Source organism: Chromatiaceae bacterium, from assembly GCA_016714645.1.
Lineage (GTDB): Bacteria > Pseudomonadota > Gammaproteobacteria > Chromatiales > Chromatiaceae > M0108.
Window position 1 is genome coordinate 582,114 of the sequence record JADKCI010000004.1, and the last position, 24,411, is coordinate 606,524.

Here is a 24,411-nt window from a genome sequence, read left to right on the forward strand (position 1 = left end):
AAACAATCATGGGAAAAATCATCGGCATCGACCTGGGCACCACGAATTCCTGTGTCGCCATCATGGAGGGTGATAAGGTCAAGGTCATCGAGAACTCGGAAGGCGATCGCACCACGCCTTCCGTCGTCGCCTTCACCGGCGACGGCGAGGTGCTGGTAGGCCAGTCCGCCAAACGCCAGGCGGTCACCAATCCCCAGAACACCCTTTTCGCCATCAAGCGTCTGATCGGCCGCCGTTTTGAAGACGCCGTGGTCAAGAAGGACATGGGCATGGTGCCCTACAAGATCGCCCGCGCCGACAATGGCGACGCCTGGATCGAGGTGCATGGCAAGAAGATGGCCCCGCCCGAGATCTCGGCCAAAATCCTGCAGAAGATGAAGAAGACGGCGGAGGACTACCTGGGCGAGGAGGTCCGCGAGGCCGTCATTACCGTGCCCGCCTACTTCAACGATTCCCAGCGTCAGGCCACCAAGGATGCGGGCCGCATCGCCGGCCTCGACGTCAAGCGCATCATCAACGAGCCCACCGCCGCCTCCCTCGCCTACGGCATGGACAAGCAGCGGGGCGACCAGAAGATCGCCGTCTATGACCTGGGGGGTGGCACCTTTGACATCTCCATCATCGAGATCGCCGAGATCGAGGGCGAGCATCAGTTCGAGGTGCTGTCCACCAATGGCGACACCTTCCTGGGTGGCGAGGACTTCGACAAGCGCATCATCGATCACCTGGTGGAGATCTTCCAGAAGGAGCAGGGCATGGACCTGCGCAAGGACCCGCTGGCTCTGCAGCGTCTCAAGGAGTCCGCCGAGAAGGCCAAGATCGAGCTCAGCACCAGCCAGCAGACGGACCTCAATCTGCCCTACATCACGGCGGACCAGAACGGGCCCAAGCACCTCAACGTCAAGCTGACCCGGTCCAAGCTCGAATCCCTGGTGGAGGACCTGGTGGAGCGCACCATAGCCCCCTGCCGCACCGCCCTCAAGGATGCCGGCCTGGGCGCGGGCGAGATCAACGAGGTAATTCTGGTCGGGGGTCAGACCCGCATGCCCATGGTCCAGGCCAAGGTCCAGGAGTTCTTCGGCAAGGCCCCGCGCAAGGACGTCAATCCGGACGAGGCGGTGGCCGTCGGTGCCGCCATCCAGGGCGGCGTTCTCGGGGGTCAGGTCAAGGATGTGCTGCTCCTGGATGTCACGCCCCTGTCCCTGGGCATCGAGACCCTGGGCGGGGTCATGACCAAGCTGATCGAGAAGAACACCACCATCCCGACCTCGGCCCAGCAGGTGTTCTCCACCGCCGACGACAACCAGACCGCGGTCACCGTCCACGTCCTCCAGGGCGAGCGCGAGCAGGCCTCGGCCAACAAGTCCCTGGGGCGCTTCGATCTCAGCGACATCCCGCCGGCCCCGCGCGGCATGCCCCAGGTCGAGGTCAAGTTTGACATCGACGCCAACGGCATCCTCAACGTCTCGGCCCGCGACAAGGCGACCGGCAAGGAGCAGTCCATCATCATCAAGGCCTCCTCGGGTCTTTCGGATGACGAGATCAAACGCATGGTCAAGGATGCCGAGGCGCATGCCGAGGATGATCGCCGCTTCCATGAGTTGGTCACCGCACGCAACCAGGCCGATACCCTGATCCACGCTACCCGCAAATCCATGGAGCAACTGGGCGACAAGATGGAGTCGGGTGAGAAGCAGCGCATCGAATCTGCCATCAAGGATCTCGAAGCGACCATGAAGGGCGAGGACAAGGACCGTATCGAGGCCCAGACCAAGGCCCTGGGCGAGGCCTCCGCCAAGATGGCCGAGCGCCTCTATGCCCAGCCGGGCGATACCGGCGGCGACGCGGGCCATGCCGGTCATGCTGGCCAGGCCCCGGGCGGTGGCGAAAAGAAGGCTGGCGGCGACGACGTCGTCGATGCCGAGTTCGAGGAAGTCAAGGACGACAAAAAGTAGCCAGCGCGGGAGACCGACCCGCCGATGCTGGATGGGAGCGCCCCTCGGCGGGCGCCTGGCGGCCACCCGAAGTTCTTCGCGGTGGCCGTCCTGCATCCAGTCAGACCGATATCACGATTGATTTCCGTTAGAGCATTCTGAAGCCCCCCGCCATGTCCAAACGCGATTACTACGAAGTTCTGGGTGTTCCCCGCAACGCCAGCGAGGCCGACATCAAGAAGGCCTACCGGCGCTTGGCCATGAAGTACCACCCGGACCGCAATCCCGGCGAGGAGGCGGAGCAGAAGTTCAAGGAGGCCAAACTAGCCTACGAGATTCTGACGGACCCCAAGAAACGCTCCGCCTACGACCAGTTCGGCCACGCCGGGGTCGAGGCGGACGCGGGTATGGGCCAGGCCGGGGGTTTTGGCGACATCTTCGGCGATGTCTTTGGCGACATCTTTGGCGGCCGGGGCGGTGGCCGGCGGGTTCATCGGGGCGCCGACCTGCGTTATGACCTCAGCCTCAGCCTGGAAGACGCGGTGGCGGGCAAGGAGGTTAAGATCCGCATCCCCACCCTGGTGGAGTGTCACCACTGCGGCGGCAGCGGTGCTCGTCCGGGCTCCAAGCCCCGCACCTGCACCACCTGCAACGGCATGGGCCAGGTGCGGATGCAACAAGGCTTCTTCTCCATCCAGCAGGCCTGTCCCCAGTGTCGTGGCACCGGCAGCCGCATCGATGATCCTTGCGTCCATTGCCACGGCCAGGGCCGGGTCCAGGAGCAGAAGACCCTCTCGGTCAAGGTGCCCGCCGGGGTCGATACCGGCGATCGCATCCGCCTGGCGGGGGAGGGGGAGGCGGGTGATAAAGGGGGTGCGCCGGGGGATCTCTACGTTCAGATCGAGGTCGAGCGCCATCCCATCTTTACCCGCGAGGACAATCATCTGTTCTGCGAGGTCCCCATCGGTTTCGTCACCGCCGCCCTCGGCGGCGAGATGCAGGTGCCAACCCTCGACGGCAAGGTGATGCTCAAGATTCCACCCGGGACCCAGACCGGTAAGATGTTCCGGGTCCGTGGCAAGGGTGTTAAACCCGTGCGTGGGGGCGTTATTGGCGATCTCATCTGCCGGGTCCTGGTGGAGACCCCGGTGAATCTCACCGAGCGTCAGAAGGAGCTGCTGCGGGAATTCGACGAGTCCGTCATTGCCGGCGGCGACAAGCACAGCCCTCAATCCCATTCCTGGCTGGACGGCGTTAAGAACTTCTTCGAGAAGATGGTTACCTAGCGCGAGGACGAGCCCTGTCAGTACAGGCCGGCTTCCGCCCGCTCGAGTTTGTGCCTGATCGCCTCCTCGCGGGCATCATCGATTTCCCGCATGATGCTGTCCAGATCAGCCTGCTTATTGCTGCCCTTGAAATGGCCGGTCAGTTTGGTGTCCGGCCTCAGATTGCCGCTCTCGTAGATGTACCAGATTTCCTTGCCGTAGCTGGTGGCCAGCAGTTCGGGCGCATAACGACCGAAATAGGCGGCCAGATTGTTCACATCCCGTTCCAGCATCCTGGCCGCACTGTTATTCGCCGCTGCATCGACCGCCTGGGGTAGATCGATAATGACGGGGCCCTGGGCATCCACCAGGATGTTGAACTCGGAAAGATCGCCGTGGATCAGGCCGCCGCAGAGCATTTTGACGACATTGCCGATGAGTTGGCCGTGGTAATCCAGCGCCTGCTCTCCGGTCAATTCAATATCGTTGAGTCGGGGCGCGGCTTCACCCTCTTCGTCGACCACTAACTCCATCAGGAGCACGCCTTCGACATAATGATAAGGTTGGGGAACACGCACGCCGGCCGCGGCCAGCCGGTATAAGGCATCGACCTCCACATTCTGCCAGACATCTTCCTGCTGCTGACGGCCATAACGGGAGCCCTTTTCCATGGCCCGGGCTTGGCGACTGTTGCGCACCTTGCGCCCTTCCCGATACAGCACTTGTTTGTGGAATCCTCGCTGATTAGCTTCCTTATAGACCTTGGCACAGCGAATGGCGCCGTCACAGCGCACCACATAGACCGAGGCCTCCTTGCCGCTCTTCAGCGGGCGGATCACTTCATCGACAAGGCCGTCGTTAACGAGCGGTTCGAGACTTCTTGGGGTTTTCATAGTCGGCTTGCTGGGGAATGACCAGTGACAGGGGTGGAACCAACCGCCAGGGCCCTGACGGCCCCGGGAGACGCGCACACACCGGCCCTCACTTCTTCACCCATTGCCCTCCGGATTGAATGAACTGACCCGCGGGGGTCTTATCCATGGCCTTTTTGCCGGCCAGGGCCTCCACGTCCCCCAAGGGGATGGCGTTTTTGTTGGCGACTTGCTGATATTCAGCCCGGCGCGCCTCGTTGATCAGGCGGGCAATCTCGGCGGCCTGGCTACCTGGGGCTATGACCCCCAGGTAGCCAGTGGGCTTCTCGCCGACCTGACCCGAGGCCTTGGCCTGGCCAAGGGCGGCGCTGGCCTGATTCAGGTTGAGCGCCAGAACGGGCAGACTCATGCCCAGGCCAAGGGCCAGGAGGACCGCGGCGATACGGATGCGTGAGGACATGGGCGACTTTTCTCCGGGGAGCCTCGACGGGGCGCCTAAAATAAACCGCTGGATTTGTTGAGGACCTGATCCAGGTCCTTATCGACCTTGATATAAATCTCGTGTTCGATCTTGACGTTAAGATTGATGTTGATCGGCTCCGAGGGCATGGCCAGTTGCACGGTAGGCGTGCAGCCAAGCAACAGGGGCGCTAGCAGGATCAAAAAGGCCGGCCTGGGTAAAGGCATCGAGGTTCTCCTAGAATTCCGCTCAAGATTAGCCGCTTGTCGTGATCCTGACAAGAATAACCCGGTCCCCCTGGGATATCCTGGCCCTCGACCTTTACCAGCGATCGGCAATCCAGATTCAATCGGCCCTGGGGAGAGACCCTTGTTCAGATCCGTTGCGACAGCGTCCCCGGGCTGGGGGCAGCCTCGGGCGCCGGCCGGTCCGCGCCTTGCTCCTCGCGACCCGTGCATCCCCCCTTAGGGTCCGGGTCGCCGAACTCAGGGTTCACTACGAACAGCCTAGCTCCCAGGAGGGAGCCACCGGGTTGGCGCGACAAGGCCGGGCAATTGGCCAGGACGGTGCTTCTCGCCGAAGGGACTTAAATCGGTACCAGCTTCATGGTCATTAAGAGCGCCGGGCCGGTGACGGTGCATTAGGTCAACGCCAACGCCAACGGCACGGCCCAGGTCGGCAGTCATTAAACCGAGCGAGCGTTAGGACACATTTCGCCCGTGCAGGCCCTGCAAGATTGGCAGGAGAAATGCCCCAGATTGTTTAAAAAGAAGGTATATAATCTAACGGGTCTTGATACCAGTAGTACCATTAATACTACCAATGTGCTCAACGCCTTTCGGCATCGGTGATTATTCCGCGGCCAATTCCCAACCCATTGACTTGATGGTGTACCAGTGCTCAACGCCTTTCGGCATCGGTGATTATTCCGCTCGCCACCGCGACCCGTACCCGATCGATGATTTTGTAGTGCTCAACGCCTTTCGGCATCGGTGATTATTCCGCCGGTATGGGCCGCGACCCAGGCATCTACCGAATAACGTGCTCAACGCCTTTCGGCATCGGTGATTATTCCGCAGAGCCACGACAGAAATTTCAAAAGCATAAGTTAGGTGCTCAACGCCTTTCGGCATCGGTGATTATTCCGCAAAAAGTCCGACGTTTGTTGTTGACGATAGAGGCAGTGCTCAACGCCTTTCGGCATCGGTGATTATTCCGCATGTTCCAACGAGGACTCCAATAACCTTCTCGATGTGCTCAACGCCTTTCGGCATCGGTGATTATTCCGCAGATCCCGCGCGGCATCATCCACCACCTGTTGTGCCGGTGCTCAACGCCTTTCGGCATCGGTGATTATTCCGCAGATAGACGGCGCGCTCGCACAAAGCCCCGGTATGTGCTCAACGCCTTTCGGCATCGGTGATTATTCCGCGAGACCTGGAAGGAACAGGGCGACAGCCTGGACAAGTGCTCAACGCCTTTCGGCATCGGTGATTATTCCGCCCCTGACGGAGATTGATATGGCCCTCCTGGCTACCAGGTGCTCAACGCCTTTCGGCATCGGTGATTATTCCGCCATGATCGAAAGCAGGTCTTCGTCTGCGGTGTAGCTGTGCTCAACGCCTTTCGGCATCGGTGATTATTCCGCAGGCGAGAGGGCGAGCAAACTTACAGATTGAGCGGAGTGCTCAACGCCTTTCGGCATCGGTGATTATTCCGCCTTTGGTGGCACGCAGTACGAGGATATGACAGAACGTGTGCTCAACGCCTTTCGGCATCGGTGATTATTCCGCCGCGCCGCTGCAACCGGCGGTATTTTCGGCGAATTTTCGCCTCTCCGACATGCACCGCGGGCATTTTGGCAACGCGGCTTCGGTGAAGGACTTGAAAAGACACTTATTTAAATCAAAAACAATTGATTGCATTCGACATGCGGTTTCAGGAGGAAGGAGCATTAAAATCCGCTGGATTTTCAGGTGACCTTCGGGATTCCCTGCAACCCCGCCTTACTCCACCCCCTGATGCTTGCCGGCCGGCCTCACAGGATTTCGAACCTGGGCCGGCCCTGCTCCCAGCCTGCCCGTTCGCCCCATATCCGCACCCGCGTGGCGCAGCTTGGGCAGAGGTGGATGATGAGCAGGTCATCCTCCTGGGCTAGGATCTTTTCTAATCGCCACCGCAGCCTCTCCAGCTCGGTGCGGTTGAGGTGGCAGCGGAATAGAGAGTATTGCACTCGTTCGCCGGTCCCGCAAAGCATCTGGTAGGCCTTTCGCCAGCGGCGCTGGTCGCGGATGTCGTAGCTCACCAGATACCAGTGGCGGTCGGCGTGCTCCAGTTCCTTGCCCATATTCCTGCCTCATCCGCGCAGCCGCATCTTGGCGAATAGCCCCGGTGTGCCGCTCCACTCCTTCTCCAGTAGCCGTGCCTCCAGCTCGATGGCGCGGTGGTAGCTGAGGGCATAGCCTACCACCGGATGTTTCCATCTCTCCTGCTTGCGGGTTTCGTAGAGTTTGATGGCGAGCTTACGTCCGTCGTCGGAGAGCCAGACCTGCTTGCCGGTGGTGGTGAAGTGTTCTTCGGTCCACTGGCGGCGGTTGATGGCGGCCACTAGGGGCATGTCCCACAGCAGGGTGCGAAACAGCTCCATCAGGTCCAGGGCCAGGGGGTAGGCGGCGCTGCGTGGGGTGTGGAAGAAGCCGAAGGCGGGGTCGAGGCCCACGGCGATAAGGGCGGCCATCACGTCCTTGTAGAGCAGGGCGTAGCCGAAACTCAGCGCGGCGTTGAAGCGGTCGAGGGGCGGTCGGCGGTTGCGGCCGTCGAACTGCATATGGGCCTGTTCGGGGTCGAGTAGCCGGGGCAGCGCGCCGAAGTAGTGGCGGCCGGCCATCCCTTCGTGGCCGCGGATGGCGTCCCCCCCTCCGCAGCCTCCAGCCCACGCAGTTCGCCCCGCATGGCGTCGAGGTGGGAATCGATCTCCTCCCGCACCCCGCGGGTGCGGCCGGCACGGAGCAGGAAGTGGAGCTGGTTTTCGATCTTGGTGTGGGCCAGCCGTCGCGCCAGGCCGAGACAGAGGGCGGGGTCCCCCAGTCCCAGGAACTGGCGGTGGCGGCGCTGCACCCCGCCAGGCGGGACCACGCCGCCAGCGTAGCTGCCGCCGCCGGTGACCCAGTGGATGCCAATGTCGTTGGCCAGACAGTAGTGGATGGTTTGGCTGCTGATCTGCGCCGCGCCGTGGAGCACGATGGCGGCGACATCGTGGCTGGGGAAGAGCCGCGCCACGCCCTCCCTGGGCGTGACCTTGATCTCCTCGCCGTGCTTGCCTACGTGCATGCCGGGGTCGGTGACGTGCAGCACCCGACGTTCATCTATCTCGGGGAAGAGCCGCACCAGCGGGCCGTCGCTTTTTTCAGGCTCGCCTTCGGTCACGGCAGCGAGGCGCTCCTCCTCAGGCAGGCAAACCGGGGCCAGGGAGCAGCGGGCGCAGAGATTTTCGTTTAGAGCCACCGGCGGGCGCAGCACCGATCCCGCGAGCTCATGGGCGCGGTCGATAGCGCTGCGCAGCCCCTCCAGCGCGACCTCGTCGATGGGAACGCGCACCGTCTTGTTGTTGGCGTGGTAGCGGATGCGCCCTTCGGGGATGGGGCGGTCGAGGTGCTCCGCCAGGAGGGCGGCATAGGCGGTGATCTGGAGACGGTCCGACTCCCACGCATCGTCCCCCTTCGAACGGCCGCGTTTGTGCTCAAACGGGACCGGGTGGCCGTCGCGGTAACGGAAATAGTCGAGCTTGCCCTTCAGGCCCCAGCGCTCGCTCTCCAGGGTGATATTCACCAGCTCGCCGCCGTCCTTCGGCAACTCGGACTCGTGAAGGGTGCGGCCGGCGTAGACGCGGTGATCGGCGACGCGAATCTCTTCGACCTCTTCCAGGTAGAACAGCCGCTCGCAATAGGCCAAGGCATGCAAGGCCATGATGCGGAGCAGGGATTGGTTCGTTACGGTATCGGTATCGGACATAGGATGCCTCCGGCGGTGGACGTTCCAAGGATGGATGACGGGCCGTAATGGCCCAACACCCTGGGGCATCGGGGATGGGTGGGCGCCATGCCGCAACGGCTTGCCAGGCCCGCGAGCGTCCATACAGTGGCTATATTAAGCTAATCTCAATCAGGGTGGATAACCCCGAGGTGCTTCATGAATATTCGCGCTGGCCCCGCTCGACCGCCATCAGTTTTCGCGCACTCCCCGCCCACCGGGCGTTGCTTGATCAGGCGGTGACGTTATCTGGATGCTGGGGGTTAGGGTAGGGCGGATACCCGAAGGGCGATTTGCCTTGATCGGCCGTCCTGTTGGCGGAACCCCGGCCGGTTCTGCGCACTACCCGCGATATGAAGAGATGGCATCTCCATTCCATGTCAGTAGCCCACCGCGACCCAGCTCCATTCCGGTGGCTCGCCTCTCGCTTTTGATTCCACCCGAAACAACCCGCTCTCGGTGCGCGCCATGTCGGCGCGATCAATGCGCAGGGTGAGGCGCATCGCTCCCTCGGTGAGATCGTTCATTGCGGTCCCCTGCTCTAACGGGGCGAGCCAGCGGGCCTCGACCGTCTCATCGGCCGGCCCGATGCGATCCGGAAGGAAGTTGTTGTCCCCGAGGAAGGGCAGCCCGTAGCGCGGTCGCTTGCCATGCAGGCCGGCGAGGATATCGGCCTCTAACGCTACGTCACCGCGCAGGGCGAGCAGGGCATCCAGCCGGTGCAATACCACGCGGCGCGCCGGGGTGATGTTGTACTTGTTGCCCCGGGCAAGCTCCTCGCGCTCCTTGCCCGAATTGCCTACCGGATAGTTGTGCAACTGCTGGTAGAGGGTCTGTAACGTGGGCAGCGCGCCGCACACCCCTAAGGCTAGATCGAAGCGCGGTAGGCCAGCGGCGATGAGGGTCATCGCCGATTTCCCGTCGTCCGGGGCGCGCATCTCCCGCCCCGCCAGGTTGAGCAGTAGCCCGTAGGCCGCCGAGTAGGTAATGAAGGGGGCGCTGGGGCGAAAGCTGCCCGCCGCGAAGTTGCGGAAGGTGGCGAAGGGTGCCTGTACCCGAAGACGCAGCATGGCGGCGCGCCTCAGAGTTGCTGGGCGACGGTTTCGAGCAGCCGCTGCGGGTTGCGGTCGAGGGTGACGCCCTTGTCCGCCAGCGCCTTCCGGGTGGCCTCGTCCATCTCCTTGATCAGCTTTCCGCCGAGGAAGAACTCCGCGCCCGGATAGTCGCCCGCGAGCAACCCCTCTACCACCTCGGGGAGTTGGTGTTTGCCCTCCTTGATCGAGAACCCGTAGGTGTCGAAGCCCGCCACCAGTTGCGGGGTAAGGCGCAGCACCAGACTGGCCGGGGCCATCTCGAAGTAGCTGCGGGCGTGGTTGCCGGCCACGCCGTTCAGCTCGCCAATGGCCTTGAGCAGGTCGCGGGTCCAGTCCAGGTGAGGGGCGCAGTCGCCGAGGTTAAGGGCAAAGGGGTATTGGAAGGCGGTGACGGCGGTCTCGCGCAGCAACAGGTTAGAACTGGTGTCGTTGGTGTGGGCCTTGATCCCCTTGTCGGTTGCGTCCAGCGGCGATTGCGTGAACACCGTGTCGTGGCGGTATGGCTCCACCGCCAGCGCCATGTTCATACGCAGGATGGAGTCGCGCTTGAAGGTGAAGGCGTCCGGGTTGCGCCCCTTGGTCTTCAACTCTTTCTTGATCTTCTCGCGATCCTTGCCATTAGCCGCCACCATCCAGCCCATGAAGAAGTCGTCGGCAAAGCGGCCATCGTCGGGGTAGTCCTTGAAGCGCACGGCCAACTGCTCTTCGTCGTCCAGACGTTCGCGGTTGCAGGGCAGGCCGAGGGCGGCGAGGGTCTCGCGCAGGGCGTTGCGCATCGCCTCGGGGCTGATGATGGCGTGCTCGAAGCGGCCGATGGTGATCTTTTGGATGACGGCGCGGTTCTCGGCGGATTCGCCGCGATAGTTGGCGCTAGGGGCGGTGTAGGTGAGGGCTGTACCAAACAGGTTCTTGGTTGCGTTCATGGTGATGGCTCCTTGGAAACGTGCGTTCAATTCGATTCAGCGGATTCGTCGGCGTTGCCGCCCGGCATCCACGAATGGGCCGAGAGGGCGAGCATGGAGAGGTCTTTGATGAGGTCCGGGTCCTCGATAAGGGCTTGGGAGAGTGCGATGAAATCCTCTTGGCGGCCGAAGAACTGGGGGACCGAGCAGATGGTGCCGGTGAAGTAGGCGACGAATTCGCGGTCGTTGCGCCCGCGCATGGCAAGGAAGGCGTCTTTGGTCACTTTCTCCACCGCATCGCGAAGATCTTTGGGGTAGTGGACCTTGCCATCCTCGCCCTTGGTGAAGTCGCGCCGGCGTTTGCCGCTGCGCTCCTGGGCGCGGTGCTCCACATAGGCGCCGATGAGTTGATAGACGCGGGCGACCAGCGCCTCAGCCAGGGGTTTGGGCTTGGTTTGACTCATAGCAATATTCTCCTGTGCCTTGAGGTCTTGGATTTGGGCAATAAATCGGTGGCGCGCAACGGTGCCGAAGAAGGCGAAACGCGGTGTCTTGGCGGAGTGGATAAAGAACTCCACCGGCTGCAAGGCGAGCAGGTTTGCCGCGCCCTGGTGCCAGGGCCGATCCGCCAGCAGGTTGCCCAGAGTGAGGTGTTTGAATAGCGGGTTGCCGTGGCGCTGGCGGGCATCCTCATAACGCCGCAGCAGGGCGCGGTCGGCGCGGATGCGTCCCTGGCCATGCATCCGGATGTTGTTGCCCTGCTTCTCCTGGTGGAACCACTCCACCCCGCTGATAGAAAGCGATAAGCCGGAGTGCTGGCCGGCGCGGCAGTGGGCGAGCTCGTAGAGGAACTCCAGGCCGCCCTCCTGCGGCACGTCGATCACCGCCTGTTCGGGGCGGTAGCCGGCCACCTTATCGGTGCGCGACCGCCAGAACGCTTCGATATTGTCAAGGAACTCTTCCAGATCGCTGACCTCCGGGATAGCCAGCAGATAGCCCTGATCGGTCATGCGCCGATTCTTCGCGTCAATAGTGCGTGGGGCGTAGATCGGCGTGACCAGTTGCCAGAATTGAAGAAGAAAATTGATCTCCACCCTGCCCTGAAAACTCACCTTCTCCGCGTTGACCGCCTGAGCGCCGACGAAGAGCGACCCGGCCACCGAATCGACGATCAGCTTGTTCTTGGCGCGCCCCTTGGCGGCCTTGAGCAGGGCTCCCCAGGTGCTGGAAGGCAGGGCGATGGGTTGGCCGTTGGCGTGGGCCTCGTAGTCGCCCCGCGTGGCGGGCTGGGCGCGCAGCACGGCCCAGAGCATGTCTTGCCAGAGCTTGAGCCAGCGGCTTTCCGCGCCGCCTTTAAGAAGATGAATGAAGAAGGGGCCGGCGGGCCGGAAGTCATCATAGACAAAACGCTTTTCCATCTTGCCCGAGTCGTCGTTCTTGGCCGGGACCTCGGCGACTCGCTTGGGCTCCTTGCCCCGCCACTTCGAAGGGGAGAAGACCTCGCGCCAGGAAGCGGCATAGAGATCATCGAAGGTTGCTTGCAGCGATTCGGGGCCGATGACGATTTCCGCCGCATCGGGGGCGACTTCCGCGACCTCGATGGCGTGCTTAACGCCCCGCGATTGCAGGCTCCGCGCATGGAACACCAGCCCCGCCAGCCCCGCCTTGTGCTGTGCCGATGGTAGCTCGTGGAGCCGGTAGCGCAGCCGCAGGCGGCCATCGGCTTCATTGCTGATTTCTGGATTCATTGCCCTCCTCCTTGGTCGGTCGATCGGGGATGTTTGAGCAGGCCCAGCTTGGGGTCGTAGTGGCTTGCTGGAGCGAGTTTGAGATAGCGCGGCAGGCGGTCATCGGGTTTGGCGAGGCTGCGCGGCGCGGGCAGGATGAAACCATCGGTGGGTTCATGCCGGCGCAGGGCGGCGAGAAAGGCGTCGATCGCATCATCCAGGACCGCCGGAGCGGAGCGGTCGTCGCCATCGCGCAGCTCGTCGCAGTGGGCGTCGGAGGACCAGGGGCCGTCGTCGATAAAAGCAGCCCAGCGGTTCGATTCGCGCCCCTGGCTTTGGGTAATGCGTTGCAACAAGGCTTCGAGCCGCGCCTGGGATACTGGCTGACCGTAGATCTCGGCGACGAAGATCGGAACCGAGGCCATCTCGTCGGGCTTGTAGGGAAGCCCGCTTTCGCCGGGGTAGAGAAGCACCTGTCCGGGGGTGTTGGCCCCTGGCCGGGCGTGGCGGTTGCAGCGGCCCATGCGCTGGATCAGCGACGAAATTGGTGCGTACTCGCTCACCAGCAGGCGGGCGTCCAGGTCCAGGCTCATTTCGCAGATCTGGGTGGTGATGGCGAGGCGGCCTTTGGCCTCCTTCCCCTGAAAGGCGGCGATCACCTCATTGTGGCGCTGTTTGCGGTCGTCCAGGGTGAAGCGGCTGTGGTAGCAGATGGGATCAAGGTCGTGCAGCCGCTGGGCCAGGGCCTGGGCGAGGTCCACGGTGTTGACCACCCACAGCAGGTTGCCCCCCTCCGCCAGGGCGGCGCGCACCGCTGTTTCGGCCTCCTTGTCATCGGCGATGGCCTTGACCTCGTAACGCTCCAGTTCGGCATTGGCGGTTAGGTCGGCCTGATCCGCGCCGGTATAGAGGTGCAGCCCCTCGGCCTCCAGCAGTTGCCGCCGCCCCTCGGGCAGGCTCGCGGTCATCGCCAGCACCGGCAGGTCGAAGTGCTGGAGGAACTTCAGAAAGGCGTCGAACAGCCCGACATCGAAGCTGTGCACCTCATCGAAGACCACCACGGCATCGGCCAGTACCGGCAGCAGGCAGAGCCCCTTGTAGCACTGCTGCATGAAGGCGAGGAACTGATCGACCGTGGCGCTGAATAGGCGCTTGTTCCAATAGCCCAGGGCGTAAAGGCGGGCCTCGGTGAGGTAGTCCGCGCCGTTTCTTCCGTCTCCGGGGTTGCTGAACATGTCGCGCAGCTCGTAGGCGGCGGTGCCGGTCAACAGGCTGGCGTCGCTCTCCGGGGCGTGGGCCACGTAGTCGCGGAACCCCTCGGTGGCAGTGGCGCGGGTGGGGTAGAGGAAGATCACCCGGCCCCTGGGTCGCTCGGCAAGCTGCGCCTGAATCCAGCGCCAGGCGGCCAGCGTCTTGCCCGCGCCGCAGGGTGCGATCATCAGGGTCCGGCTCGGCTGGGCGGCGGCTTGATTCTGAAACCCGTGGTAGTCAAAGGTACCGCCGTGGCGCGCTTCGATCTGGCGTTTGCGTGGGTCAAGGACATGGCGCTGGATGTAGTCGCCGTCGAGCCGCTGGGCCGGGTCGAAGAGCCCGGCGATCCAGCCAGGGATGTCGTACCCCTCGCGAGCGAAGCCGGAACCTGCGCTGTCGGAGGCGATGACGGCGGCCTTGAGAGCGCGCAGCAGGCGGCGGCGTGGCTCGTCCCGCTTCAGGGCAAGTTTTAGTTTGGCAAAGCGGCGGCCTAGCCGCTCGGCGTGGTCGGGGATCGATTCGCCGCCGCCTTCCAGCGACCACAGCCGGGGCAAGGCGAAGGTCGGCTCTGGCGCCCCTTGTTCAGGTGGAAGTAGATTCGGCATGCCCAGGGATGGCATCTCTTGCGAGGATCCGATGGCGCGGCGCGGATGGCCAAGCCGTTCGGCCAGCAGTTGGAAGGCGGCTTGGACCTCGGCATCGTCGCCGGGGAAGGTCAACAGGTTGCGCTCGCCCGTCTTTCTGCCCACCTCATCGGGACCGGCCTTGAGGTGGTGGCCGATCACCGCGCTCAACACCAGATCCCAATCGAGCAGCGGGATGGCTGCAAGCCACCGCTCCACCTCGGGCAGGGCGATGACCAATGCGCTCAGGTGTTCGTGGCGGATGACCTGCTCGCCCTTGCGCCGCAACGCCTGTTGAAAGCCGTCGTTGGCCTTGCCCAGGTCATGCAACGCAATGGCGGCCACGGCGTTGGTCCAGAAGGCAGACCAGTGGAACGGCTCCAGGCGGAAGAAGCGCAGCCAGTCGGCGGCCAGGGCATTGGGGCGCTCTCGGGCGCCAAAGAGGGCGATAAAGGCGTTGAGGTCATCGCGGACGTGGCCGCTCAGGCTCTTCTCGCCGCCCACCGTCGAAGACTTGGCGAGCAGCGTAGTCATTTGGCCTCCCACGGCACAAACACCCCGCACCCCAGCTTGCGCCTTCCGCCCAATCCCACCTCTTGCAGCCGGATCGACTCGTCCGCCGTCAATTCGGTGACCAGCAGGGTGTGGGCGACGACACGCTTGTCCTTCACCCGGAAGGTCCGTCGCGGCCCGCGCTGGGGCTTGCCCCGCACCCCCAGGGCGGTGAGCTGGCGGGCGATCTCTTCGTCAAAACGCACCTCGTCCTGGCCGTTCTTGGTGGTGACGAGGTGGGCGTAGAGGCTGGGGGCGGGAATGAGGACGGCGGGTTGGGGGATGCCGATGCGGAGGCGCTCGTCGCCGAGCGGGATCGCCTTGCCGGCGAGGGGTAGGAATCGGGGGAGCAGCGCTGCGGGCAGGCGGATGGAGAGCCGGGATTCCGGGGTCAGGGCGAGTAGGCCTGGGCCGATGTAGCGCCCGCGGATGTTGTGGATGGCGAGCTCTGCGCTTGCGTGCAGCCATGGGTCGTCCGGTCTTTCGAGCAGGCTGGAGAGCGCGGCGAAGAGGAGGTAGCCGTGGTCGAGCGGAATTTCGCGTCCGGTAAGGGGAAATCTGAGGTCGATCTTTGGGGTGTCCATCTGGTGTGCTCCGGGGTACAGGTCCAGGACGTCGTTGGGCTCGGTGGTTATCTTAGAGCACCTCCCCGCGGACGGCGGCGATCTAGTTAAAGGGTTGCTATTGCATCCCTATTCCCTCTGTAGCGGGCGGGGCCGCAATGTTGGCCAGATCCCCCGGCCCGCGTGGTGAGCCAGACCCGTAACAGTCTAAGTGGTGAGCAGTTAGCCCCGCTCGGTGTTGTCCTCGGCGCTGGAGCGGCACCGCCCAGCCCACCCGCTCTACAGCCGCCGCATCAATACCCCACGCTGCCGCCAGAACATCAGCGCCAATACCAGCACTGTGCCCACAAACCATATCGGCAGCAAAGCCAGGGCACCCGCCAGGCCGGCTTCGGGATTGCTTGTCTCATGGGATGCTCGCAGGGCCAGGGCGAACATCAGGCTGACGAAGCCGTAGCCCAGGTTGAAGGCCAAGCCTTTGAAGGAAATCACCGTGGCCCGGTGGCGGTTATCGACGGCGCTGTTGAGGTAGTGCGATACCACGAAGCCGACGCCGGCGATGGCGGCGGCCAGCGGCAGGGCGAACAGCACGCCCCACAGCGGGACGTTCAGAGCCACGCCCAGCAGCCCCAGGCCGGCGACGGCGGCCAGCAGCAGATAGCTGCGTAGCACCGAGCCGCCCGTCACCAGTCGGCGGGCCAGGGGCGAGACCACCACGCCGATGCCAGCCAGGCCGGCGCCGATCAGGCCATAGCTGGCTTCCGGCAGGTCGATCAGGCGGAAGTAGGCACTGCCGAAGGTCAGGAATAACCTAATGACGCTGTCGATGAGTAAACCGCCGAGGATCAGGAACAGGGCCAGCGGAGTGCGGGCGATCCAGGCACTGGCTTCCAGCACGGCTTGCCAGGCCTGTTGGGTAGTGGGCAGGACATAGCCGGGGGCATGATGGGGTTCGCGCATGCGCAGGCTGACGATCAGCACGCCGACGGCGGTGAGCAGGTTGAGGTAGATGGGGAAGCGCAGGGTGGTACCCAGGTCGAACCGCCAGGCCAGACCCAGCCACGCGGCCAGGCGGTTGAGCAGCTGCGGGTCGTAGACGGCGCTGCCCAGCAGCATGGCGAGGACCATGGCCAGCGATTGCCAGTGCATGACTTGGGCAAGCACCTTGGGCCAATCGTCGCGGCGGTCTGCGTTGGCCAGTGATTCGAAGGCCAGTGATTCATCGGCGCCGCTGGCCAGGGCCTCGGCCATGCCGCTCAGCACGCGATTGAGCAGACAGAACAGGAACAACAGCAGCCCGCCATCGCGCGGGGCCACCGCCAGCACCGCCATTTCGGCGAGCATGCAGACCCCTGCGGCAACCAGTAGGGGACGCCGGCCAAGGCGGTCGGCAAGCACGCCGAAGGGCACTTCGGCAAAGACGATGGCCAGTGCCCAGGCGAAGTTGAGCAGGGTGTATTGCGTGGCGCTGAGACCCAGATCCAGAAACAGGATGGCCAGCACCGGGTAGTAGAAGCGGGCGTTGAACAGCACCCGAAACCATACGAAGAGCCGGCAATTATGGTCGGCCAGTGTGAGCATCATGGGAGTGTCAGCATTGGGCTGCTATTGATTCGGCTTGGGAAGGTGTCAGGGTTAAAGTGGGTCAGGCTTCAAGGGGCCGTCATACCGGCGCAGAAAGGTATCCAGTTTTGCCAAGCTGGAAGGATGCCGCAACTCCAACGGACCGCCAATTGGATAAAGGCGTCCAGGGCGATGCGCAGCCAGTCCTGTTCCAGTGGGCAGGCCGGGACGGAGACCAGGGGGATATAGGGCAGTTCCTGGGTGGGGCGTTTGCCCAGCCGCACAAGGCGCACCAACCCGATCAGGCCGAACCTGGCGGTCACCCTAAAGCCAGCGGCCCAAGTATTTCGCCATCCCACTCGCTAATCCCTGGCCTTCCGCTTCCCCTGCTTACCGGCTTTCCCCTCCACCCGCTCCCGGACCCGCTCACGAATCGTTTCGCTCACCCGATCGGAGAGTTGCAGGCTGGTCAGGAGGGCGGGGATGTTCTCCTCTAGGTTGATGTTTAGGTTGATGAGACGTCCGCCCTCGATGGCCGGGTTGCGGCCGCTCAGGTGCAGGGCGAGCAGGAGCTTGCCGTCTTCGTCGTAGCTCAGGTCGCTGTCGAGCTGGTCGAACTGGAAGTCATCGAGGGCCTGCACCACCAGTTGCAGGGCGGGATTGGCGGCGCCGTAGGTGCGCAGGCCCTCGGAGCGGAACTGGAGCTGACCGCCGGGGGCGCGGGCGAAGACCGTACCCTCCTGGATAGTTATGCCCTCGGCACCGAGGCGCACCGGCAGCCGCCCCTCCAGGGTCCCGGCGCCGCTCAGGCCCTCCGTCGGATAGGCCGCCAGTAGCGAGGCCAGCTCCACGCCCTCGAAGCGCACCGGCAGGGTTGGGCGACCCTTACCCACTGTCAGCGAGCCCGGTTCCAGCCAGACGCGCCCGCCAAAGAGCCTCGCCTCGGCCTGGCGCCAGGACAGGATGCCCGCGCCGGGCGCCTCGAGGGGCGCCTGGTACTGGCCGGCCAGGGTCAGGGGGCCCAGGGTCAGACCGGCGTTGGCCTCCGGCAGGCTCAGGCGGGGCAGGTCCAGCCGCAGCTCCCGCGCCGTCAGTACCCCGGTCAGATGCCCGGTCAGACCCCTGAAGGCGATGCGGTCCTGGATGCCCGACAGGCCGTCCAGGTCCAGGGCCAGGTCCCCGCGCCAGGGCTTGGCCACCGGGGCTGTCAGGTTCAGGGTCAACCGCGCTGCCCCGCCGTCCAGGCTCAGCAGCGTCGGCCAGTCGATGAGGACCGCCGCTAGGGGATTGCCGGTTGCAAAGGCCAGGTCCGCGCCGGGCACCTGGGCTACCAGGCCCGCTTGGGCATCCCAACTCAGCGCCAGCGGGGCGGCGAACCCGCTGGCGGCGCTCATCTCGCCCTGGAAGGCGAGCCGCTCCAGGTCGGCATCCAGGTCCCCACTGAGGGTCCAGGCCTGGGGGTGCAGGGCCGGGTGGCCGACGGACCCGGCGCTCAGCTCCACTAGCCCGCGCATCGCCAGCACTGGGCCCAGGGTCCCCCGATCCGCGGCGTCCAGGTTCCCCAGGAACAGCACATCCGCGCTCAGGTCGCTGAACTCCACCCCGGCCACCACCATCCGGGGCAACTGGGCCAGCAGTCGCCCCTTCCAGGTGTGGCCCCTCTCGGCCGGGAGCACCTCGCTCTCCAGCCGCAGGGGGCCGGCCTCCCAGCGGCAGGCGCCGGTGGGGCAGGGCAGATCCAGTTGCACCCCTTGAATATGCGTGACGCGCGTCAGCCACACCAGGTTGGCGAGGAGGGGCTGGAAGTCCGCCGGCGCCACCGGGGGTGGGAGGGGGGCCGCCGGACCCGGTCGCCAGACCACCTTCAGTTGGGCGATGTCCAGCATCTCCAGGCGGGGCTTGCCGGTCCCGAGTCCCGCCCAGGTCAGGCGCAGATCCCGGGCATCGAAACGTATCTGGTCGCCAGCGGGCAGGGTCCTGGCCAGGGCCAGGCGGTCCAGGTGCAACTCCCCGAGGGCCAGGCGCGGGTAACCCCACTCCAGCAGCTCCAGACCCGAGGCCCGCCAGGCCCAGGCCCCGCCCAAGGCGAAGGCCAGACCGAGCAGCAGGGTCAGGCCCAGCAACCAGCGGGTAATGACCCGCCCGCGCGATCGAGGCCTCATGGCTACTCCCGACGCTCAGGCGTGCTTGATGACCAGGGAGTCCAGGATGGTGGCGATGCGCCCCGCCCCGTCGAGGGCCGTCTCCAGACGGTCCAGCAGGTGGGACCAGCGCAGCAGGGGGAGGGGATGGGCGGCCTCGGCCTCTTCTTCATAAAGCTCGCCCAAGGCCACCAGCAGCAGGCTGTCGGTCTCCTCGGTGAGGTGCTCGACGGCGGCAATCTCGGCGGCGATGGTGTCCCCCCGCCGCAGCCGCTCCAGCATGCGCGCCGTCAGGGTCAGCATCTCCCCCAGGCTCCCGGCCAGGGACTGGGCCGCCGGGCGTGGTGCGGTAAAGCCGTAGAGGCTGGCCCGCGCCGCGACTGCCACCAGGGCGCGGGTGGTCTCCTCCAGGGCCAGGCTCAGGGCGTGGAGGTCGGCGCGCTCCAGGGGCAGGAGCCGCGTCAGGCCCAGCTCCCGGCCCACCTCCCGGAAGGTCAGGCGCGCCGCCTGCTCCAGGTCGCGTACCCGGCCCGCCGCTGGGGCCGAGGCCGCCGGATTCGCCAGCAGGGCCTCCAGCTCCCGGCTGGCGGCGATCAGCAGGCTGAACTGCCGTTCCAGCAGGGGGCCGAAGGGAAAGGCTGGACCCAGCAGCGAGAAGGCCATGGGCGACTCCTAGGACGCCAGGGGCGCCCGCCGCTGGCCTGCCAGCCAGCGGGCGAACTGGCCCAGGTAGAGGTAGAAGACCGGCGTTACGTAGAGGGTCAGGAGCTGGGAAAACAGCAGGCCCCCCACCACCGCCACGCCCAGGGATTGGCGTGCCTCCCCCCCCGCCCCCCAGCCGCTGGCGATGGGCAGGGTGCCGAGCAGGGCCGCCAGGGTGGTCATCAGGATGGGCCGAAAGCGCGTCAGGCAGGCGGTATGGATGGCCGCCAGGGGCTCCAGGCCCCGGGTACGCTCCGCCTCCAGGGCGAAGTCCACCATCATGATGCCGTTCTTTTTGACGATGCCGATGAGCAGGATGATGCCCACATAGGCGTACATGTCCAACTCCAGCCCCAGCAGCTTCAGGGAAGCCAGGGCGCCGAAGGCCGCCAGGGGGAGGGCGGTGAGGATGGTCAGGGGGTGCAGGAAGCTCTCGTAGAGAATCCCTAGCACGATGTAGATGATCACCAGGGTGATGATCAGCAGAAAGCCCATGCTCGCCAGCGAGGCCTGAAAGGCCTGGGCCGTGCCCTGGAAGACGGCATGGACGCTCGCCGGCAGGGTCTCGTGGGCCAGTTGGTTGATGGACTCGATGACGGGGCCGATGGAGGCCTGGGGCTTGAGGTTGAAGGAAATGGTCGCCGAGGGCAGTTGCCCCAGGTGGTTGACGGTGCGTGGCGCCTGGGTCTCCGTCAGGCGCGCCACTGACCGCAGGGGCACCAGGGCGCCGCCCTCCGCCCGCAGGTAGAGGCGGTCCAGGGCATCCGGGGCCTCACGGTGGGCCGGGTCCAGTTCCAGGATGACGTAGTAATAGTTGGCCGCGGCATAGATGGTCGAGACCTGGCGGCGGCCATAGGCGGAGTAGAAGGCATCCTGGATCTGGAGCGGGGACAGCCCCAGGGCCGCCGCCTTGTCCCGGTCCAGGGTGATTTCAACCCGTGGCTGGCGCATCTGCAGGTCCGATTTGACGTCGATGATGGCCTCCAGTCCCCGGAGTTTGTCCTCCATGACCGCGCCATAGTGCTGCAACTCCGTCAGGTCGTCGCCTTGCAGGGCCAGCTGCCACTGGGCGCTGGTCAGACGCGAGCCGATGGTGATGAGGGGCGGGTTCACCAGGGAGACGATGAGGCCTGGAATCTGGTTCAGGGGCGGGCGCAGGCGGGCGATGATCTCATCCACGGAATGGTCCCGTTCCTCCGCCGGGGGCAGGCTCAAAAAGGCGATGCCGGTGCTGTCGCCCATGAGCCCTACGATGGAGGCGATGTTCGCCGTTCGGGCATCCGGGTCCGTCAGGAGCACCTGGTTGAGCTGCTCCTGGTGGCGCAGCATGTCGGTGAAGGAGGTGCGGTCATCGATCTGGGAGAAGATGCGGAAGAAGCCCTGATCCTGGGTCGGGATGAAGCCCTTGGGCAGGGCCTGGAACAGCAGCACCGTGCCGGCCAGGGTCGCCAGGGTCAGGATCAGCATCAGGCCCCGGTGGCGCAGGCTGAGGCTCAGGGAGCGGTCATAGCCCCGCAGCAGCCCCGCGAAGCCACTCTCGAAGACCCGCGCCAGCCGTCCGGTGGGCTTGAGCTCCGCCCCCACCAGCAGGCGGCTCGCCAGCATGGGCGTCAGGCTCAGGGACAGGAAACCCGACAGCAGGATGGCGGCGGTGATGGCTACGGCGAACTCCCGGAACAGCCGCCCCAGGATGCCTTCCATAAAGAGGATGGGGATGAAGACCGCCGCCAGGGAGATGGTCATCGACAGCACGGTGAAGCCGATCTCGCGGCTGCCGCGCAGGGCCGCCTCCAGGGCTCCCTCGCCGCTCTCCATGCGGCGGATGATGTTCTCCAGCACCACGATGGCGTCATCCACCACGAAACCGATGCTCAGGGTCAGGGCCATCAGGGACAGGGTGTTGAGGCTATATCCCAGCACCGCCATGACGATAAAGGTCGCGATCAGGGCCAGGGGGATCACCAGGCTGGGGATCAGGGTCGGTCGCCAGGCGCGGATGAAGACGAAGATCACCGCCACCACCAGCGCCAGGGTCAGACCCATGGTCAACTGCACGTCCACCACGGAGGCGCGGATGAAGTCGCTCTGGTCGTAGAGCACCTCCAGGGTCGCGGCCCCCGGCAGGGCCGCCGCCAGCCCCGGCAGCCTGGCCTTGATGGCGTCCGTCAGGCGCACGGCGTTAGCCCCAGCCTGCTTGCGTACCCGCAGGAAGACCGCGTCCTGGACCTCGCCATTCTTGATGGACCAGGCGTGGGTGAGGTCCTTCTCGACGCCATCCACCACCTCGCCCAAGTCCCCCAGGCGCACCGGGTTGCCGCCGCGATAACGCACCACTAGGTCGCGATAGGCCGCCGCGTCCAGCAGACGCCCCTCCGGGTTGAGGGTATAGGCGGTCACGTCCCCCTCCAGGGTGCCCCCGGGCAGGTTAACATTGCCCGCCCGCAAGGCCTCCGCTACCTCGTCGATGCCAATGCCCCGTTGGGCCAGGGCGTCCGGGTTCACCCGCACCCGCACCGCATACTTCTGCGGCGGAGCCAGGTCGATCTGGCCTACCCCCTCGACCATCGAGAGGCTCGCCATGATGCGGCTCTCCGCCAGATCCGACAGCTCCGTCAGGGGCAGGGTTTGCGAGGTCAGGGCCAGCATCATGACCGGCATGTCCGCCGGGTTCACCTTGACATAGGTGGGCGGATTGGGCATCTCCGGGGGCAGCACCCCCATGGCCGCCGCGATGGCGGCGCTGATGTCCTGGGCCGCCGCGTCGATGTTGCGCGACAGGGCAAACTGGACATTGATGGTGGTCGTCCCCAGGGCCGAGGTCGAGGTCATGGAGTCGATGCCGCTGATGGACGCGAACTGCTTCTCCAGGGGCAGGGCCACCGCCGCCGCCATGATCTCGGGGTTGGCGCCGGGCAGGTTGGCGGTGACGCTGATGGTGGGAAAATCGACCGATGGCAGATTGCTGATCGGCAGCCGGTGGTAGGCGATGAGGCCAAAGAGGAGCAGCGACAGCATGACCAGGGTGGTCATCACCGGCCGCCGAATGAAGAGCTCCGAGAGGTTCACCCGGTCAGGCCCTCACCGCCCCACGACCTTGAGGGGACTGGCCGGCTTGAGCTTGTTCTGCCCCTCGACCACCACGGCGTCCCCCGGATGCAGGCCGGCCAGAATCAGGGTGCGCGCCTCCAGGGTCTTGCCGGTCTTCACCGGCCTCAGCTCCGCCTTGGCATCGGCCCCGGCCAGGAAGACACAGGTCCCTTGGGGACAATTCACCACCGCCTCGCTGGGCACCAGCAGGGCGTCGGCGATCGTCCGCAATATCAGACGTACCCGAACGAACTGCCCGGGCCAGAAAAAGGCGTCCGGGTTGTCAAAGCGCGCCTTGAGTTTGATCATCCCCGTCGCCGGGTCCACGGTATTGTCGATGAAATGCACCACCCCGCCGCCCCGGGACTCACCCGAGGCCGTCACCGTCGCCGTCACCTCCAGGCGTTCCGCCTTGAGGGCCTCCAGCACCTCCGGCAAGCGTGCCTCTGGCAGGGCGAAGACGATGAGGATGGGATCGATCTGATTGACGACCACCAGCGGTGTCCGGTAGGCCTCCACAAAGGCCCCGGCGTTGGCCAGGTAGGCCCCGGCCCGGCCAGGGATGGGCGAATGGATCTGGCAATACTCCAGACTCAGCCGCGCCTGCTCCACCTCCGCCTCCTGGGCCCGGATTGCCTGCCGCAGGACCATGGCGGCGTTGGTGAACTGTTCGGCCTGGGAGCGCGATACCGTGCGTTTGGACTCCAGGGCCGCGTAGCGATCCGCCTCGTCCTGGGCATATTTCAGCTCGGCCTGGGTCCGCGCCAGTTGGGCCTCGGCGGAGCGCAGCTTGGCCTCGAAGGTGGCGGGGTCCACGGAATAGAGGAGATCCCCGGCGGCCACGGCCTGGCCCTCCTCGAAGTGACGCCTCAGGATTTGGCCGCCGACCCTTGGCAGTAGGGTGGCGGAATTGGATGCCTCCGCCCGGCCCACCTCCTCCACCGCCACGGGTACGGCCTCGGTGGCGACCTGCAGGGTGACCACGGGCACGGGGGGCGGTGGGGCCGGGGCCCGCGGTTGTTCGCAGGCCGCCAGGCCCAGGAGTGTCAGCAGGAACAGGGGGAGGGCGGTCGAATATCGCATGGGCATGGCTGGCAAATCCCGGCGCCCGGGAAGACCTTGAGCGATGATGTTAGTCCCGAGGTCGGCCCCAGTACAAGCGCCATCAGGCCGCGTGAAGCGGCTCAATGCAAGACGGGAGGGGCGAGGGTTATCGCCCCCGGGGCTTGGGTCAGTGGTGCGACCTGGTAGCGATAGTGCTTGATCTGGCGGCGGATGTTGCGCTGGATGATGACGCCGAGCACCCGCCACTCCAGGCCGGTGAGGTCGATCTCGGGATAGAGGTCATTGAGGGCGACCAGCGTCTCCCGGCCCGTCGCGTCACGGCGGTACTGGCGGAACCACCGGACGCCCTCAACCTCCACGAAGACGTGCATGCCGTCGGTGCAGCTATCCTCGGGCCGGATGACGACGATGCACTGGTCCGGAAATTCCGGCTCCATCTCGTTACCCAGAACTTGGAGGGCATAGGGCTCGCTCAGGCTGCAACCGGTGAAATCGAAGGTATCGTCCGTCATGGGGGCTATCTCGGGCTGGCGCTAAAGTCTCATTAAAAGCCAAAAGGCGGTCCGAGTTCCAGACGCGAT

Annotated in this window: 18 protein-coding genes, 1 pseudogene and 1 CRISPR repeat array; of the genes and pseudogenes, 2 read left to right on the plus strand and 17 right to left on the minus strand. The window is 65.0% G+C overall.

Translation table 11 applies throughout. The features are described 5' to 3' along the window. Window positions 1–8: 8 nt before the first annotated feature. Both dnaK and dnaJ read left to right on the plus strand, forming a co-directional pair. A complete protein-coding gene (gene dnaK, locus IPN92_14605) occupies window positions 9–1,955 on the plus strand; it encodes a molecular chaperone DnaK (protein ID MBK8639434.1) in 1,947 nt (648 codons plus the stop codon). Between the two features lie 152 nt (window positions 1,956–2,107). After that, window positions 2,108–3,220: a molecular chaperone DnaJ gene (gene dnaJ / locus IPN92_14610; GenBank protein ID MBK8639435.1), complete on the plus strand. Its 1,113-nt coding sequence runs from the start codon at window positions 2,108–2,110 to the stop codon at window positions 3,218–3,220. 17 nt (window positions 3,221–3,237) lie between these two features. On the opposite strand, the gene IPN92_14615 is transcribed toward dnaJ, so the two are convergent. The 17 genes and pseudogenes from IPN92_14615 to IPN92_14695 form a co-directional block, all read right to left on the minus strand. Further along, window positions 3,238–4,092: a serine protein kinase RIO gene (locus IPN92_14615; protein MBK8639436.1), complete on the minus strand. Its 855-nt coding sequence runs from the start codon at window positions 4,090–4,092 to the stop codon at window positions 3,238–3,240. Between the two features lie 88 nt (window positions 4,093–4,180). Continuing rightward, on the minus strand, window positions 4,181–4,531 hold the full coding sequence (locus IPN92_14620) for a YdbL family protein (GenBank protein ID MBK8639437.1): 351 nt from the start codon (window positions 4,529–4,531) through the stop codon (window positions 4,181–4,183). Window positions 4,532–4,566: 35 nt separating this feature from the next. Then, the gene (locus tag IPN92_14625; GenBank protein MBK8639438.1) at window positions 4,567–4,758 is read right to left on the minus strand and encodes a YnbE family lipoprotein; all 192 of its coding nucleotides are present in this window, start codon (window positions 4,756–4,758) and stop codon (window positions 4,567–4,569) included. Window positions 4,759–5,355: 597 nt separating this feature from the next. Further along, a CRISPR array of direct repeats spans window positions 5,356–6,324; the repeat unit is 36 nt; unit sequence GTGCTCAACGCCTTTCGGCATCGGTGATTATTCCGC. Between the two features lie 245 nt (window positions 6,325–6,569). After that, on the minus strand, window positions 6,570–6,878 hold the full coding sequence (gene cas2, locus IPN92_14630; protein ID MBK8639439.1) for a CRISPR-associated endonuclease Cas2: 309 nt from the start codon (window positions 6,876–6,878) through the stop codon (window positions 6,570–6,572). A gap of 9 nt (window positions 6,879–6,887) precedes the next feature. Beyond that, window positions 6,888–8,497: pseudogene (gene cas1 / locus IPN92_14635) on the minus strand (type I-MYXAN CRISPR-associated endonuclease Cas1). Window positions 8,498–8,940: 443 nt separating this feature from the next. Beyond that, window positions 8,941–9,630, minus strand: a complete 690-nt coding sequence (gene cas5 / locus IPN92_14640) for a CRISPR-associated protein Cas5 (GenBank protein ID MBK8639440.1) — start codon at window positions 9,628–9,630, stop codon at window positions 8,941–8,943. An 11-nt stretch (window positions 9,631–9,641) separates the two neighbouring features. After that, window positions 9,642–10,577, minus strand: coding sequence for a type I-B CRISPR-associated protein Cas7/Cst2/DevR (locus IPN92_14645; GenBank protein MBK8639441.1), 936 nt, complete (start codon window positions 10,575–10,577; stop codon window positions 9,642–9,644). A gap of 26 nt (window positions 10,578–10,603) precedes the next feature. Then, window positions 10,604–12,304 (minus strand): type I-MYXAN CRISPR-associated protein Cmx8, encoded by a 1,701-nt coding sequence (cmx8, locus tag IPN92_14650; protein MBK8639442.1) that lies wholly within the window; start codon window positions 12,302–12,304, stop codon window positions 10,604–10,606. Beyond that, window positions 12,301–14,691, minus strand: coding sequence for a CRISPR-associated helicase Cas3' (gene cas3, locus IPN92_14655; protein ID MBK8639443.1), 2,391 nt, complete (start codon window positions 14,689–14,691; stop codon window positions 12,301–12,303). The genes cmx8 and cas3 overlap by 4 nt, the downstream gene beginning before the upstream one ends. Then, window positions 14,688–15,293, minus strand: a complete 606-nt coding sequence (cas6, locus tag IPN92_14660) for a type I-MYXAN CRISPR-associated protein Cas6/Cmx6 (GenBank protein MBK8639444.1) — start codon at window positions 15,291–15,293, stop codon at window positions 14,688–14,690. The genes cas3 and cas6 overlap by 4 nt, the downstream gene beginning before the upstream one ends. Before the next feature lie 258 nt (window positions 15,294–15,551). Then, on the minus strand, window positions 15,552–16,856 hold the full coding sequence (locus tag IPN92_14665; protein MBK8639445.1) for an MFS transporter: 1,305 nt from the start codon (window positions 16,854–16,856) through the stop codon (window positions 15,552–15,554). Between the two features lie 68 nt (window positions 16,857–16,924). Beyond that, the gene (locus tag IPN92_14670; GenBank protein MBK8639446.1) at window positions 16,925–17,158 is read right to left on the minus strand and encodes a hypothetical protein; all 234 of its coding nucleotides are present in this window, start codon (window positions 17,156–17,158) and stop codon (window positions 16,925–16,927) included. A gap of 39 nt (window positions 17,159–17,197) precedes the next feature. After that, complete coding sequence (locus IPN92_14675) at window positions 17,198–18,997, minus strand: YdbH domain-containing protein (protein ID MBK8639447.1); 1,800 nt, start codon at window positions 18,995–18,997, stop codon at window positions 17,198–17,200. A gap of 15 nt (window positions 18,998–19,012) precedes the next feature. Next, window positions 19,013–19,639 carry a DUF47 family protein gene (locus IPN92_14680; GenBank protein MBK8639448.1) on the minus strand — a complete coding sequence of 209 codons (627 nt, stop codon included), beginning with the start codon at window positions 19,637–19,639 and terminating at the stop codon, window positions 19,013–19,015. 9 nt (window positions 19,640–19,648) lie between these two features. Then, window positions 19,649–22,744, minus strand: a complete 3,096-nt coding sequence (locus IPN92_14685) for an efflux RND transporter permease subunit (protein ID MBK8639449.1) — start codon at window positions 22,742–22,744, stop codon at window positions 19,649–19,651. A gap of 12 nt (window positions 22,745–22,756) precedes the next feature. Further along, on the minus strand, window positions 22,757–23,854 hold the full coding sequence (locus IPN92_14690; protein ID MBK8639450.1) for an efflux RND transporter periplasmic adaptor subunit: 1,098 nt from the start codon (window positions 23,852–23,854) through the stop codon (window positions 22,757–22,759). Between the two features lie 95 nt (window positions 23,855–23,949). Next, entirely contained in the window at window positions 23,950–24,342 is a 393-nt protein-coding gene (locus IPN92_14695; protein MBK8639451.1) for a S24 family peptidase, read from the minus strand. Window positions 24,343–24,411 lie beyond the last annotated feature (69 nt).

Excerpts from the sequence above, each read along its gene's own strand:
- dnaK (MBK8639434.1), top strand. The coding sequence starts at position 9 with ATGGGAAAAATCATCGGCATCGACCTGGGCACCACGAATTCCTGTGTC.
- dnaJ (MBK8639435.1), top strand. The coding sequence starts at position 2,108 with ATGTCCAAACGCGATTACTACGAAGTTCTGGGTGTTCCCCGCAACGCC.
- IPN92_14615 (MBK8639436.1), bottom strand. The coding sequence starts at position 4,092 with ATGAAAACCCCAAGAAGTCTCGAACCGCTCGTTAACGACGGCCTTGTC.
- IPN92_14620 (MBK8639437.1), bottom strand. The coding sequence starts at position 4,531 with ATGTCCTCACGCATCCGTATCGCCGCGGTCCTCCTGGCCCTTGGCCTG.
- IPN92_14625 (MBK8639438.1), bottom strand. The coding sequence starts at position 4,758 with ATGCCTTTACCCAGGCCGGCCTTTTTGATCCTGCTAGCGCCCCTGTTG.
- cas2 (MBK8639439.1), bottom strand. The coding sequence starts at position 6,878 with ATGGGCAAGGAACTGGAGCACGCCGACCGCCACTGGTATCTGGTGAGC.
- cas5 (MBK8639440.1), bottom strand. The coding sequence starts at position 9,630 with ATGCTGCGTCTTCGGGTACAGGCACCCTTCGCCACCTTCCGCAACTTC.
- IPN92_14645 (MBK8639441.1), bottom strand. The coding sequence starts at position 10,577 with ATGAACGCAACCAAGAACCTGTTTGGTACAGCCCTCACCTACACCGCC.
- cmx8 (MBK8639442.1), bottom strand. The coding sequence starts at position 12,304 with ATGAATCCAGAAATCAGCAATGAAGCCGATGGCCGCCTGCGGCTGCGC.
- cas3 (MBK8639443.1), bottom strand. The coding sequence starts at position 14,691 with ATGACTACGCTGCTCGCCAAGTCTTCGACGGTGGGCGGCGAGAAGAGC.
- cas6 (MBK8639444.1), bottom strand. The coding sequence starts at position 15,293 with ATGGACACCCCAAAGATCGACCTCAGATTTCCCCTTACCGGACGCGAA.
- IPN92_14665 (MBK8639445.1), bottom strand. The coding sequence starts at position 16,856 with ATGATGCTCACACTGGCCGACCATAATTGCCGGCTCTTCGTATGGTTT.
- IPN92_14675 (MBK8639447.1), bottom strand. The coding sequence starts at position 18,997 with ATGAGGCCTCGATCGCGCGGGCGGGTCATTACCCGCTGGTTGCTGGGC.
- IPN92_14680 (MBK8639448.1), bottom strand. The coding sequence starts at position 19,639 with ATGGCCTTCTCGCTGCTGGGTCCAGCCTTTCCCTTCGGCCCCCTGCTG.
- IPN92_14690 (MBK8639450.1), bottom strand. The coding sequence starts at position 23,854 with ATGCCCATGCGATATTCGACCGCCCTCCCCCTGTTCCTGCTGACACTC.
- IPN92_14695 (MBK8639451.1), bottom strand. The coding sequence starts at position 24,342 with ATGACGGACGATACCTTCGATTTCACCGGTTGCAGCCTGAGCGAGCCC.